Source organism: Gimesia algae, assembly GCF_007746795.1.
Lineage (GTDB): Bacteria > Planctomycetota > Planctomycetia > Planctomycetales > Planctomycetaceae > Gimesia > Gimesia algae.
The window spans coordinates 4,496,125-4,510,485 of record NZ_CP036343.1 but is presented as its reverse complement, the minus strand read 5'-3'; the positions used below and the strand labels follow the sequence as shown (position 1 = coordinate 4,510,485).

11 protein-coding genes are annotated in these 14,361 nt (G+C 51.1%); 1 reads left to right on the top strand and 10 read right to left on the bottom strand.

Annotation, left to right across the window (positions count from 1 at the left end; all coding sequences use genetic code 11):
* Positions 1-10 precede the first annotated feature (10 nt).
* The 8 genes from Pan161_RS16740 to Pan161_RS16705 all read right to left on the bottom strand — a co-directional run bounded on the left by Pan161_RS16740 (position 11) and on the right by Pan161_RS16705 (position 11,389).
* Complete coding sequence (locus Pan161_RS16740; RefSeq protein WP_145228961.1) at positions 11-1,150, bottom strand: ABC transporter permease; 1,140 nt, start codon at positions 1,148-1,150, stop codon at positions 11-13.
* Complete coding sequence (locus Pan161_RS16735) at positions 1,147-1,878, bottom strand: ABC transporter ATP-binding protein (RefSeq protein WP_145228959.1); 732 nt, start codon at positions 1,876-1,878, stop codon at positions 1,147-1,149. The genes Pan161_RS16740 and Pan161_RS16735 overlap by 4 nt, the downstream gene beginning before the upstream one ends.
* Before the next feature lie 2 nt (positions 1,879-1,880).
* Positions 1,881-3,434, bottom strand: a complete 1,554-nt coding sequence (locus Pan161_RS16730; RefSeq protein ID WP_145228957.1) for an HlyD family secretion protein — start codon at positions 3,432-3,434, stop codon at positions 1,881-1,883.
* A gap of 3 nt (positions 3,435-3,437) precedes the next feature.
* Positions 3,438-3,977 (bottom strand): hypothetical protein, encoded by a 540-nt coding sequence (locus Pan161_RS16725; protein WP_145228955.1) that lies wholly within the window; start codon positions 3,975-3,977, stop codon positions 3,438-3,440.
* Between the two features lie 52 nt (positions 3,978-4,029).
* Complete coding sequence (locus Pan161_RS16720) at positions 4,030-5,199, bottom strand: ABC transporter permease (protein ID WP_145228953.1); 1,170 nt, start codon at positions 5,197-5,199, stop codon at positions 4,030-4,032.
* Positions 5,200-5,738: 539 nt separating this feature from the next.
* Positions 5,739-6,914, bottom strand: coding sequence for a multiheme c-type cytochrome (locus Pan161_RS16715; protein WP_145228951.1), 1,176 nt, complete (start codon positions 6,912-6,914; stop codon positions 5,739-5,741).
* On the bottom strand, positions 6,911-9,058 hold the full coding sequence (locus tag Pan161_RS16710) for a tetratricopeptide repeat protein (RefSeq protein ID WP_145228949.1): 2,148 nt from the start codon (positions 9,056-9,058) through the stop codon (positions 6,911-6,913). Before Pan161_RS16710 ends, Pan161_RS16715 begins: the two co-directional genes overlap by 4 nt.
* A gap of 207 nt (positions 9,059-9,265) precedes the next feature.
* Positions 9,266-11,389 (bottom strand): neutral/alkaline non-lysosomal ceramidase N-terminal domain-containing protein, encoded by a 2,124-nt coding sequence (locus Pan161_RS16705; protein ID WP_145228947.1) that lies wholly within the window; start codon positions 11,387-11,389, stop codon positions 9,266-9,268.
* Positions 11,390-11,711: 322 nt separating this feature from the next.
* Here Pan161_RS16705 and Pan161_RS16700 point away from each other — a divergent pair, with 322 nt between their 5' ends.
* A complete protein-coding gene (locus Pan161_RS16700; protein ID WP_145228945.1) occupies positions 11,712-12,671 on the top strand; it encodes a hypothetical protein in 960 nt (319 codons plus the stop codon).
* Between the two features lie 31 nt (positions 12,672-12,702).
* On the opposite strand, the gene Pan161_RS16695 is transcribed toward Pan161_RS16700, so the two are convergent.
* Together Pan161_RS16695 and Pan161_RS16690 are read right to left on the bottom strand one after the other, a co-directional pair.
* Positions 12,703-13,146: a carboxypeptidase-like regulatory domain-containing protein gene (locus Pan161_RS16695; protein ID WP_145228943.1), complete on the bottom strand. Its 444-nt coding sequence runs from the start codon at positions 13,144-13,146 to the stop codon at positions 12,703-12,705.
* Between the two features lie 101 nt (positions 13,147-13,247).
* Positions 13,248-14,246, bottom strand: a complete 999-nt coding sequence (locus Pan161_RS16690; protein WP_145228941.1) for a DUF1559 domain-containing protein — start codon at positions 14,244-14,246, stop codon at positions 13,248-13,250.
* Positions 14,247-14,361 lie beyond the last annotated feature (115 nt).

Genomic DNA, 14,361 nt, shown 5'->3' with positions numbered 1-14,361 from the left:
AGGAAGATTGTCAGGCGTTTCGTAATGCCGGAACGATCTCCGCACGCGATGCATAACTGGCAGGAATGATACCTGCGCAGATTCCAGTCACACAGGCCAGCAGCATGCCGACCCAGGCCAGATGCAGAGAAGGGATAAACGCGACAGTCACCGCTTCGGCACCAACGGAAAGGCTGCTCAGTTTCAGAGTGATCAGGGCAGCCCCGACTCCCAGAATACCTCCTGCGATACTGAGTAGCGTACTTTCTGTGAGTACCAGCGCAAAGACTTTGAATCCGGAAAAACCAAGAGTGCGTAACACTGCGTGTTCCTGGATACGGTCTTCGACTGACATCAGTGTTGTCGTTGCCACCAGAGCCAGTACCAGTCCGACGCAAGCCAGTCCCAGATAATGAGCCATTTCGATCAGTTGAGAAAGATCTCCCAGACTCTTGGCCTGAAAGACGCCCTTGGCACGCGTATTGGTTTCCACTGGACCTCTGCGATAACGCTCATCAATGGCGGAACTGATTTGCGTGGGATCTGTACCCGATGCAAGAATCACTTCCAGTTGTGTCACCGTGCCGACCAGATTTGCCCCCTGACGCCGCTGTAGAAATTCCAGGTGGCTGTAGATATAGTTTTCTTCCGCGGGATTGTCCGAACGATAGATGCCGGCGACAATCACTGACAGATCACCAATGGAAAATTTATCCCCGACTTTGATCTTCCTGCGATTAGCGACGGCCTGACCTACAATGGCGGCATCCTGATGTGTTTCGAATTCACTCCAGTTGCCTGCGACAAATTCGAAGTCGCGTGCAGAACGCAGTTTTTCAGGTGGAACACCGTAAAAGACTACCACATCCAGGCTGGCACGACAGTTGTTGGTGAAAACCTGAATGGGAATGACGTCTTTAACGCCTGCCAGATCTGCAATCTGCTGATCGTAGTCCTGGGGGAGATGGCTGGTTGCCGGGCAGAATTTGTTGGCTTGAAAAACGATTAATGATCCACGGGCCTCCTGTCGCTGTTTGAGATCGTTCATCCCTTCCTGGATCGATTGGATAAAACAGAAAACAAACAACGCGACCGCAGAACCCGCTACCGTCAACATCGTACGGGAACGGTGTCCCCACAGTGTTTTCAGAATGTACGCGATCAGTTTCATAAAGCCTCTCCCTGAGTGGCGGTTGTCGCAGTCAAAACAGGCTTGGCTGAAGAGAATCTCTGGACCAGTTTGCCGTGATCAAGGCAAAATTGTCGATCTGCGATTCCGGCAGCTTCGGCATCATGAGTAACCATCAACATGGTGATATCCAGTTCCCGGTTGAGCCGCTTGAGCAGAGCCAGAATTTGATCAGAGGTTTCCGGATCCAGATCTCCCGTTGGTTCATCGGCCACCACGATCTTGGGGTGTTTGACAATCGCGCGGGCGATGCCCACCCGCTGTTCCTGTCCACCGGACATCTGGCGGGGATAGTGGTCCGCGCGATCCAGCAGGTCGACCGCCTGTAGAGCGACTTCCACCCGTTTCCTGCGTTCAACGCGTGACATGGGTAACAGCAGCAGTGGGAGTTCCACGTTTTCGTACGCTGTCAAAACGGGGACCAGATTATGTGTTTGGAAAATGTAACCCATATTTGCCGCACGCCACCGCGCCAGCTTCGAACGGGAAAGATTCGTGATCTCGACTCCATCGACACAGATCGAGCCGGAGTCCGGATGATCAATGCTGGCAATCAGATTGAGTAGCGTTGATTTGCCCGTTCCGCTGGCCCCCATGAGTGACAGGAATTCTCCCTGCTCAATATCCAGGCTGACCTGATCCAGGGGAGTGATCGTTTCACCCCCCTTGTGATATTGTTTCGTCAGATTGTTGATGACAACAAGTGGCATATTCAGTTTCCTTTTTGATCGGTTTCGCCTGTGATCATGATGCGGTCACCAGGTTCAAGATCGGCAGTGGATGACGAAATCAGGTGGCTGGTCAGGTTTAAGCCGTCTGTCACTTCGACCAGTGGACCGCCGGGACTGGTTCCAGTTTGAATGATTTGTGGCCGTGCCGTACGAGTCGATTGATCGGCAATCCAGACAATGTTCTGTCCCGCTGCATTCTGTACGATCATATTGCGTGGTATATAGATACGGGTTTCTTCTTTTTCTGCTTCTGTATCATTTGTGAGTTCCGGAGCCAGAAAGGTGACATCGACCAGCATCTCCGGTTTTAACACCGGGTTTGCAGCATCAATGTCGACTTTAACCTGCAGCGTATTTTTCTGAATGTCGGCTTCGGAACTGATGAAGAGAACTTTGCCTGTGACTGGCTGGCTGAGTGCTGGATTATTGATTTGCACGGGCTGGTTCAGGCTGACTTTGGGGATATCTTCAAAACGGACATCGACGCGAATCTGCAGCATTTCCGGCTGATACATCGTGACGACGGTGCTGCCGTCATGACTTGACATTTGTGTGAGCATGTTGCCGATACTGGAACCCGGATGACCGATGAGTCGATAAATACGTCCGGTGACCGGGGCACGAATTGTCATGCGGTCTAATGTCAGTTTTGCCTGATCAACAGCCACGCGTGCTTGATCCAGCCGTGCGGTGGCTGCCTGGATGATTGCGATGGTTTCGTCCCGGGCTTGAGTTTCTTCGGTCAGCAGTTCCAGTTCCTTACTCAGTGCAACGCAGCGTGCTTTGAGTGCTTTGCGTTCTGCGATCAGAGAAGTTTTGCGACCTTCCAGTTCTTCAGAGTCAGCACGTGCAGATTCCAGTTGTGTCAGTGCTTCGTCTACGGATCGTTGTGTGACAGCGGCTTTCGCGGACAGCCTGCGTTTGTAGTCATTCTCGGCAAAAATTAATTCTGCTTGTGCGCGTCGGCTCATGAAGGGAAGGTTCTTAAGTTCCGTCTCAATCTTCGCCAGTGCTGCCTCAGCAGTTCTTAAAGTTGCTTCGCGGTGTACGGGTTGTGCCAGACGTACTTCTGCAGCCGCTAAGGTCGCTTTGGCCTGCTTGAGTTCCGCTTCACGCAGATTAAGATTCGCGGCTGCAGCGCGCAATGACAGTGCGGCATCCTCTTTGACCAGTACCGCGATGGGATCGCCTTGAATCACTTTCTGATCTTCGACAACCAGCAGTTCCTTGATGACTCCGGGCGATAACGCAGCCACGCGGATGGGCGTGGGTCGCGGTTCAACCCAGCCTGCTGCCTGGAACAAAGGTGTGCCTGCATTACGAATCGATGATTGTGTGACAATCACCGGCATCACCGTAACCTGCCGGGGAGGGAAGATCATATCACGAGCGGCCCAGGAGATCAGTGCCAGGAAACCGAGGATAAGTCCACCGGGTAGCAGGAATCGCGTAACAAGCCGCAATCGCGTGTGCCCTCGTACCTGTGAGGGCGCACTGCGATCAATGGCTAATTGTGAAAGGTCGACTTGTGACATGTTTTACTTCCGTACAAAAATTCCATTAGCAAACACAGTCAGGTTACCGGTGTCATCCCGTTTGGCTTTACCTTTGACGACAACGGTCTGCAGTTCTTTCAGGTTTAACAGCTTGCGTGCATCTTCATCGATGAGCGTGCCGTCCTGATCTACAACCTTGACCAGCGCCGTCGCGGTCGGGAGCTTGTCCGTTTCACAGCAGTAATCCCAGGGTTTTTCACAGCCATCGCCTTCAATATCAGAGCAGGCCTTCAGAGAGTTATCGACGATCGAGAAGACCGCACGTCCATCGACCCAGGGATTTTCACTGCCACCAATGCGGCCGACAACGACGATTTCAGCGTCATCTGCAGCAGATTTACGAGCTGCGATGACTTCCTCAGCGCCCGCGGGTTCACTGGTGAGCAGGACTTCAGAAGTCGTTACCGATTCGGCAGCAGCAGGTTCTGTGGAAGTCGTCTGATCGGGTGTCGCCTGTCCGCATCCGGAGACCAGGCTGATCATGGCGGCAGAAAATACAATGGGGTTTACTAAAAATTTCATTCGTTTCAATCCTTTTGAAAATAGTTGTTCGAACACAGCGTTCGAGTATTGGTTAAACTGATTTTAATCCATCGACGACAGGTAAGCGGAGTGCCCGCAGCGCAGGGGGAATCGCTCCCAGCAAGCCCAGCAGTACACCGACACCGCAGCCGATTAACAAAGAGATACTATCGATCTGGAGCGAAAAGGCTCCCATGGTAAAACGAACCGCGACTCCATTAATCAGGAACACGGCAATCAGAGCGGCAATCAGGCTGGCAGCAGTCGACAGCAGCACGCCTTCCTGAATCAGACTGATCACAATGGCGCGACGTAAAAAACCGAGTGTCTGCAGTGTGGATAACTCTCGGGTGCGGCCGACGACAGCACCGTAGAGTGTATTCAATCCGGCAAATACTCCCGCACCTGAGACCAGGAAGACAACCAGCCAGGCCAGCATACGGATCGGTCCATAATCTTTTTTCAGACCCTGGTAATAATCGGTTTCACGCAGCGCCTGCAGTTCGAGGTCAAGACGTTCCTTGCAGAATAAATTCAGGTCCGGGAAGTCGGCTGGCGAATTCATCGTGACTGCGACCAGACTCAGGTCCTGACGCTTCATGGCCTGCTGCAGTTCATCCAGGCGGCACCAGATTTCTGATTCAAATGCGGAATCAGCTGCAGAAAAAGTGCCACTGATTCGCCACGTACGACCCTCCAGAATGACATTTTGTCCGACAGCCAGCTGCTGGTCAGTCAGACCCAATTTGGTGGCGACGAGTGTGCCGATCAACACTTCTCCCGGGGCAGGCCACGTACCCGATTCCAGTTCCACCTGCCTGCGGACCAGCAGAGCAGATTGTGTGACTCCCCGAACCAGTCCCATGGAAGACTGACTCTGATCAGGCAGTTCAATCTGTGTTCCCAGGTAGAGTTCCGGCGAGACATATTTACGATCATTGAATACTTTGATTCCTGAGACACTGGCAGCCACCAGTTCGCTGCTACGCATGGGGATGGATGAATATTCCAGGTTTTCTCCCATGCCCAGTGAAAAAAGCAACGCGACTTGAGGATCACCACTGGCGGTAAGGGAGTGTTCCAGCCCGCGAATAAACCCGATGACAATAAAGACCAGTACGATCACCGTGGTTAATCCGGAGAGTGTCAGCAGGGTGCGCACTGGTCTCCTGAAGAGATTACGGACGCCATATTCCCAGGGAATGAGTGTGAACCAGATCATTGAAAAACATTCTGAAAGCTTCCGCTGATGCTTGTAGAAGCGCGCAGCAGAATCGAAGCTAAGATCGATTAACAGGAGCGAATCGAAGATTCAGAATGAGATCAGCACTGAAAGGACATCTGCTGACAGCGGAGCGCACGACCGTAGAGCGGAACAGGTTCCGAAGGAATTGTGGAAAAGGCCTGTTCGTCAATGAACGTCTGACTGGAGAGGCTGATGAGCGGTAACGAGATCCAACAGGCAGGAGCGGAAACGTCGTCAAGCTGCGGCTCCTGTTCCTGAATGGCACCCGAGCAAAGACATTGACAGCAGTCAGCGTCTGAAGAGGGAGTCAGCGGAGCCTGCTCCGATTCTGACTGACAATGACTACAGCAGCTCTGAGTAGTAGTGTCCATACCAGCCTCGCTCACTGGCATGCAGTTAAAAGGGCAAACCAGAATTAGCAGCGATAACAGGATGGATAAAACTTTTGCCGTCACAAAATACCTTAAAGTTAAGTTACTACCATATCTTAGTCGCCAATGTGACGTCTGACAACATCAGTTTGAATTGTTCAATAGAAATTCAGGGAAGCGTTCCTTGTCGCGTTCACGGATGCGAATCCAGTGATCCGTGAACGGCAGGTTATCGTGAACCTGAACCGAAGGCATATGGCATTGTAGACACTGACTTTGCATGGATTCTTTGGAACAGACAGAAGCATGGTTTTTTAATTCGCTGTGACAGTTCAGACAGATCTGACGATAATATTCGGGATCTCGGCTGGCCTGCTGATGGGGATTGTGACAGGTGGTGCAGTCCATGCGTGCCGTCTTTCCATCGGCCAGTTTGACATCTCTCTGCTTCAGGAAGCAGGGACTCTGTGACAGACCGACAGGGGCGAAACGAATTAATAGTTCATTATCGGGATGGATTTCGTCCGGTTCCAACTGATCGGATCGGCGATGGCATTCACCACAACGATTGATCGAATCGAGAGGCGAAAGTTGATTCCAGTTGAGAATGTGTAGGTTCTTATCCCCCCGTTCAGCGGCCTGGATATGTTCCTCTCCCTCCAGGTGACAGCGAATACAGGAAACGCCGGCAATCATTTCTTTTGTGTTAATTTCTCCCTGTACGTCTCCCAGGTAAGAAGTGTGACAGCCAAAGCAGTTCAACGTGCTGGCATGAGAGCTGACTTCCCCTAATGCCTGAATACCGGTCTGATCATGGACCAGTTCCTGCAATCCGAGTGTGATGCCTAACTTGTCTGACGGATACCAGGAGACAATATGCTGCAGCAGTTCCGACTTGCCCGCTTCATTCGGGAACAGGGAAACCGGAGTAATGGCGTGCAGGCCGGAGCCAAAGAACCATTCGATGCGAACCGGGTTGGGGTAGCTGTCGCACTTCACCCATAGTTCGTCCTGGTCTTTGTAGAATTGATATGTGTGTCCATTTTCTTTGAGTGTGATTTCTCTACCAGCAAACTTTTCCATCACAGACGGATCAGTGGCTTTGCGGAGTGTCCTCAAGTGGGGCGCGCCTGCGTACTGCTGGCAGACTTTATCGTGACACTCACAACATTGCTTCATTTTGACCGGTTGTTCGGTGGCGCGCACTTTGGGAATAAACAGATCGGAATGGTGAGAGCCGTTTAGATACCAGGCTGTTCCTGAAAGACCGGCCAGCAAGAGGATCAGCAGTGGTGGTATGACAGGATATTTTCGGATCATTGCAGTGAATCCAGCATGTTCTGGCTGGGATTAGCCAATTGATCGTCGGGGTAAAGTTGAACCAGTTGACGAAATGTTTCTTTAGCGCCATCAGGGTTTCCTGATTCCAGCTGAATCTGGGCTTTCGCATATAATGATTCGCTGTCATTGGCGGTTAATTCATTGAGTGCCGCTTCCCAGTCACCGCGGATGTAGTACCCGATGGCACGCTTGAGTGAATCAGGTTCAGGACGAGGCTCCACCAGTTCCTGTATAACAGGACCAGCATAGATCAGACCGTCATCAGCTGCGCTCGCTGAATCATAACTGGCATTGGACCTTAAGTAGCTGGGATCTCGCAGCCCGATATCCAGTTTCTCCTGGTAGGCCAACTCTTTTTGACAGAGGTGGAATTCCCGGCGAACCGCTGGCGAAGGATAATACTGCAGCAGTGGATGCAGCACCCGCAGCGCGGCGGTATACAGCTTCATGGCGCGAAGTGTTCTCGCCTGCAATATCGCTGGCGGCAGATAAGGGGAGCCGGTCAGAATACCCCACCAGTCGGAACACTCAGGTGTACCAGACGGTTTGGGGAGAGAGTAGGTATACTGTTTCCGGTTCAGGAAATCTTTGACAGGTAACAGTGCCACAATTGGGGGACTGCTCAACAGTTCTCCCGCCCAGCCAAACGGGATAACGGATGCATCGATAGACATAGGCTGCCAGCGACTGTCGACCAGCGCGCGGATCGTTTGCGCATCTCCATTGGGAACGAGTAGGAGTTGGCAGTTTCTATTTTTCAGGCGAATCCACCAGCCGCCCCAGCTGTTATCGGCACGGGGATGTTGAAACTCCCATCCATGGGAAAGTTCTGCATTCAGTGAAAGCTCTTCATACAGTTTGCCCTGCAGTAATGCCTGCCGGAGAGTTCTGACGGGGCGGATTTTACGGTCAGCTTTGATCCAGGTCAGCATGCCGGTGGCAGCGATGTTCATCCCGTGCGCGGTGCCTATATAGTCGATGGGGCCGATGGTTTGTGCCAGCAGTGTGATGTCCAGTTCGGGAGTGATTCCCCAGCCGAGACGCTGTGGCTGACCCGGTAAAGTTCCCGAGGCGGATTTAAAACATAGAACGAGAATCCCGATCGCCAGTAATGTTCTTCCCATTAAGGGAGAGACGTACCGGGTTAATTTCAGCCTGTGGAACGAAACCGGGTATGTAGACAGGCATTGGCTGGCGAGCAGGCAGATACCGGTCACACAGGGGCCCAGGCAGTCGTGATTTGTCCAGGCAGGAATCGCAAACAGGATAAAAGCGATGCTCTCGATCCACCCGCGAGAGGCAACCAGCAGGTAGACCACCATGCCCACGGTCAAAATGCTCAGCCCGACCACTTCGATTGTGGCACCGTATAGAAATGTGGGTTTCCAGACGGTCAGCGCAAGCAGACTCTGTTCATAAAACAAGCCGGGGAACAGCTGGATAAACGAATCATAGGGAGTCAACCAGCCTCGCGGCGTGAGCATGATCGCGAACAGAGCAGACAGGACGAGCAGACCAGCTTGTTTTCGTAGCACAGCAGTTTCAGTCCGGATTCCCGGCAACCACGGAACACAGACGACGACCCCCATTCCTAACAGACTCAAAGGAGCCAGATTGGCCCATGCCAGCAGCGACAGCAACACTGGTAGCATTTTTTTTGTTTCGAGAGTGTTAGCCCAGCGTTCCGTAAAGAGCCAGGTCAACAGGAGAAACCAACAGTCGAAAAGTCTTGGCGTGGGTTGCCAGGCGGAGTTTGCGGTCACGAATGCTAACACGACGATAGTAAATACGGTCCAGTTCAGGCGTGCTTCAAAATGTCGCAGGATCCAGTAAGCCAGCAGGCCTGCAGCTATAAACTTTATCAGCATCAGTCCCGAAACGCCGGCAAACTGTATGGTCAGGAAAAAGGGGAGTCCACCCAGCCAGTCTGCCTCAGCGAAGCTTGTGTCTGTAGTCAGCAGAGGGCCCGGGGGGGCCAATTCGGAGAAGGCCACACGTCCCCGGCTCAACTGCCACCAGAAATCCGGCGCTGCGATCGGTGTCAGTGCAAAACTGACTGTGATCACGAAGAGCAAACTGCGGCGCAGTCTCTGGTCGATCGTGGAGTAATCGTGTTCAATCATGGGACGCTGGAATCAGAGTGGAAAATGAGAAACCCTATTGATTAAGAGATGGTGTATTCTTCTATTATAGAGTCGATGGAGGCGTATGAATATGCTGGATTCCTGCTCGTGATCGATAAAAAACTAATTCAAGAACGAATAAAAAAAACAGCCCGATCGCAAAGGTGATCGGGCTGTAACACTCAAAACTATTTTAAAAGCCGCAGACTATTTTGCCAGTTTTTTTACTTCAGCGTCGCTAAGGGCACGATTGAAGACGGCGATTTCATCCAGGCGACCTTCCCAGTTGGATTGATTGTCAGTGCGTCCCCCAAAGAAGAGCTGGTCGAGCAGGGGACCCGCTTTGGCGGATGCGGTTTCCAGATCGATTTCGAGTTTACCGTTCAAGAAGACTTTGAGCGATTTCCCGTCGCGAACCAGCGTGACCTGGTTCCAGGTCCAGCGTTCGATGGCTGTTTTGCCTGCGTGTAGCTTACGGTCGGCTCCATTCATGAAGACCAGTTTGCCGGGAAACTCTTTACCGCCGACACCCAGATGATCTCCGTAAGCGGCCAGCCCATGGTCGGGGCCTTGTGAAATCATCCAGCCACTGATGTCACGTGCATCCAGAGGCATGCCATTCCAGAGCCAGAGTGAGATCGTAAACTGATCGCTGAGATCGTTGATGCGAGACTGCAGACGATCCCCGGCGAAGTGGACTGCGCGGTTGGTTTCCCCGTCTTTACAGAATGATTTCGATTTGGGGCCTTCCAGAAAGTAAGCGATTGCCGGTTCATAAAAGGCATCGCGTTGATTGCCGGAAAGATCGCGGGCACGGGGGCCATTAAATTCATCGAGACGCCAGTACGCGGCTGGTTTGAGCGAGAGAATCGCTTCTGCCGCCGGTCCTCGACTCTGCTGATAGAATTTGCGACGCTGACTGGTGACTTTTTCCAGTAGTTCCAGATCGGACTCTACAATGCGCGGTTCCGCTAAAACTTCGAGACCAGCCGAACGGGCTGCCCAGGTGTTGTAGCCACCCAGCAGATGCTGTTCGGGAGGGGGAATGTAGCCGTCGCCGCCATTGGCCAGTTCGATGACCATTGTCTGTTTAAGTGGGCTTTGTCGTTTCAGTTTCAGGCCGGTCAAGGCATAGGTTTCATTGGGAGTCGTAGTAATCGCGATATCGCCGATACGAAGTGCCTGTGTGACGATTTCCGTAGACTGGCGTTCGTGCAGAATTACCTGCTCACGTGCGTAAATTTCTTCGGCGGTCTTCGGTAGACGGTCGCCTAATTCTTTCACAATGCGTTGTGACCACTCCAGCAGCTGTTTATTGGGGACGCGGTAATTCATCTGCAGGCGGTTTTCTGCCATTTCGATGTCGGCGTCTTCGAGGTACTTAATATTCTTATAGGCCTGCATGGTGATTTTGATCAGACCTTTAGCATATTCGTTAATGTCATCGGTAATCGCCCATTGATCTTTGGGTTTCGTATAGTCACGACGGTAGATGTCACCACTGCAGCCATGCGACATGATCGCGACAAACGAAGGTGCATCCTTCACATCTTTTTTGCTTAGCTGTTCCTGTAGACCGTTACAGTACAATCCGAAGTAATCGGCGGAGAGCGCACCATCGCCGAAGTAATGCATGGAGAAATTCGCCAGCAGAGCGATGGGGCGACCATTTTTTGCACGGAATGAAATCAGCGATAATTCAGGATCTTCCGGACCCGATTCACCGACGGCGTTATCCCATTTGGTACCGGCGTGCATGGTGGCACGAACGGTGGGGTTGCCGAAGGGATCATCTCTGAGTCGATCGGATCGTAGGATCCAGCGTCTGAGCGCAGTGTAGTCGGCGGCGTTTTCCGATCCCCAGCCGACCTGAGCGGGTTCCAGATTCGCTTCTGCGGCGGCGATCGCATCCACCAGTTTTCCTCTGAGGAAGGGTACATATTCAGGATCGGCGTCGGTTCCCAAACAGGCCAGGCTGGAGGGAGCCGAGTGAGCATGCGTGGCAGAAATCAGAATATGATCGGCAGGGATTTTAGTACGTTGTGCCGTTAACGTTTTGACTTCATCCAGCAGGGGACGCGGCAGCATGCAACTGTCTACGACGACAATCGCCAGACGTTCCTCTCCATCAGCGACCACGATGGCCCGCGCGTTGACTTTGGTTTTGACCGTGCTCACGCTGCGGCTGGTCATACTGCCATTGACGAGTACGGGAAATTTGGTGGGGGTGACATCCACGATGGTGGCACCAGCCTGTAATTCAGCGAAGACCTGCGTGGGTATCAATAATGCCAGGGCGGCAAGCAGGAGCGGGGCGAGTGGCGATTTCATAAGAGGATCCTTTTTGATGGTCAGCCAATAGAGGTTGGTTTTGATAAATCATCACCGATCATTCGAGTATAACTTCCGGAATCACACAGGGAAACCGAGATAATTAGACTTCTTAAGTAAAATTCACAGGTAATATTTATGCGATTTTCATACTGAGCTCAGACTCTTCTGGAGTATGCTTTTAGCTCAGGTAAGTTGTCTCGGATAACTCGGAAAGCATTCATTGTTTCTCGTTTAGAATTTCATTCCTGATGCAATGCGTTATGCTCAGAGATGACGTTTTGAACTGGTGGGAAACTACTTCTTGGGGAAATTGGAAAAGATGAGTGTGGAATTACCTCGCAGGATCAGTTGGTACTTCACCGTCAGAGTGCTGTGTGTATTACTTACTACGGGGACAGTGCTGACGAATCTGCAGCAGAATGCATCTCTCGCGAAGCAGCAAACAGTAGAAAAGAAAGACGACTCAGCAAAGTCATTATCGACTGAAGAAATCCATCTTGTCTGGCATAACATCAAGACAGTTGGATTTCCGGGGATAAGGCGGTTGCCAGCAGGGTCAGAGGGATACTGGCTGGAAGTCACGAAAGTTGGTTTTGATGAACTCAAGAAAATCATCGATTCATCTAATCCCAGACAGGGACTGAAATATTATGTCGATCAATTCGGCAAAGATGATGCACACTCTGATATGCGCTGGTTATTAGCTGTCCGAACCTGGAATCTTAATCCAGATAAATCACTTCACCCTCATCGTGAAGAAAAAACGCTGCAGGAACGAAAAGTACAATTAATATTTGCGGAACTGATGGTCCGAAAATTTCTAAAATCCCCTGCTGCTTTAAGACGTTATTATCAGGCGGTTATCTGGTTTGATAATTTGTTTAAGCCTATTAATTACTCGGTTTATCATGGAACGATCTACCGGCAGTTTCAAAAAGAAAATCCGGATGATGACTACTGGTGGCACGCCTTCCAGTTTGTGCTGATGGTTCATGCCACAGGCCGTGATGATTTATTGAAAGATGTGAAACCGGAAGAACTGAAACCACGTTTTCAAGAATGGTACAACTGGTTTTATCAAAATGGACTGTTTTTACGGGCCGACCCTGAAACCTGGTATTGGAAACGTAATCAAGACAAAAAAACAGATCTGAAACTGAACCTCAAGTTTTTAAATGATCAGAACCTGCCCCCCTTGAAAGTGCGTCCCCCATATCCATTTCCGGACTGGAAGGGGCCTGAACCAACAACGCCTGCTAATTACATTTCTATGGAATAAACAGAATATCTGCCGAAATTGTGTGAGAGACTTATTTACTTTTCAAATCAAAATTGGCTTCGTTTGTTCCCGCCTGTTCAACGCGGGCGGAAAGACCGCTGGTAGTGCGATCAGAGTATTTTGCCGGGATCTTCGTGGTTGATTTATTCTGGGACTGTTCTGCAAGTGCCATCGCGTTTTCTTCCTCGACGACCGGCGGGGTGATGGTAATTTCGTAAGCAGAACCAATGTCAGCTTTAGGGAACGTGATCGAGTACTTGCCATTTTTATCCAGGTTCGCGTAGGCGCTTTCCCCGGTTTTGGGAGACGTGAACTGGATGCTGGCTTCTTGCAAGGGAGAACCGTCCATTGTTACGGTCCCCATAATTTCTACTGTAGGTCGGGAGTCGAGATCACTACCACAGCCTGATAGAAAGACAGTCGAGAAGAGCAGGCAGGCGATATATTTCAATTGGTCGATCTTAAAAAAATGCATAATTAGTATCCGGTTAAAAAACAGGTGATTCGATCAAAGTGAATTCTGATCGAATCACGGAATGCCAGAGGAATTTCAGACAGAAAGTCAAAGCGTACTACTTACCATTCCCCGATCGTCTGGCCATCATTGCGGACACATAGTTTCTGGATCAGAACAAGGTCCGTATTGTCGCCCAGGAAGCGGACTGCGCCATCTCCCAACAGTACGTGGACGCCGCCGGTGTGATAGGATGTGAGCGGTGTGTTCCAGTCCCACTGCGCATTGGCTTCGCTGCCCGTGGAACTGGGGTTCGGACTGTGGAAGACTGAAGTGACTCCGGTTCCGAACTTATGTTGCATTGGTGAACCGGCGATCCATTGGGCAACGGTGCCTGCGACACTTGTGCCTGCCCAGCCTGAGGTATAATCAGAGCGTTTGAGAACTGGACTGCTGTTGGAAATACGTGATTGTTCTCCGATGACAATTGTATTTGAACTGCCGTCGGTGATATCTCGCAAACCACGACATTCGTTGATTAACAGGGTTCCATTGTTTGTGGCGAAACTGTTGTACTGTGTTTCGTAGGAGACATTAGAGTTGCCGGCGGGGTCAGGGTAAGCACCCATGATGCCGACATACATGTGTGACTGTGAACCCTGCCCCAACTCTCCGTTGGCATAGCTGATCGCGGGGTCTGCACTGGAGGGGCACATATAGATTGGTGTAATGACTTTGTCTTTGAAGAGCAGCGTGTCTCCATTGTAGGTGCCGCCGCCCCCTTCCCAGAAATCGACATCAGAACCCGGGCCGGTTTTGGCTTTCTCATAAATATTGGCCTGATCCATATAAGGCAATAAAGCAAAACGCCAGTTGTTGGGCTGGTCGTTAGGGGTCCGTGATCCGATTGGGAATGTGATATATACATCATGGTAATTGTGCAGAGCCAGCCCGATCTGCTTCATGTTATTTTTACACTGACTGCGACGGGCTGCTTCGCGGGCCTGTTGTACGGCTGGTAAGAGCAGGGCAATCAGAATCGCAATAATCGCGATGACGACCAGCAACTCGATCAATGTGAATCCAAAACGACGCGCCGGGCGCGGAGAGAACGCAATCATGGGAAGCCTTTTTAAAATCATCAGGTAGGAAAAATATCAGGTGGGAAAACAATCACAAATTGTTTATATCAGTCATTTTAAGATGGAATGATATTTAACGCAATAATAATAAATA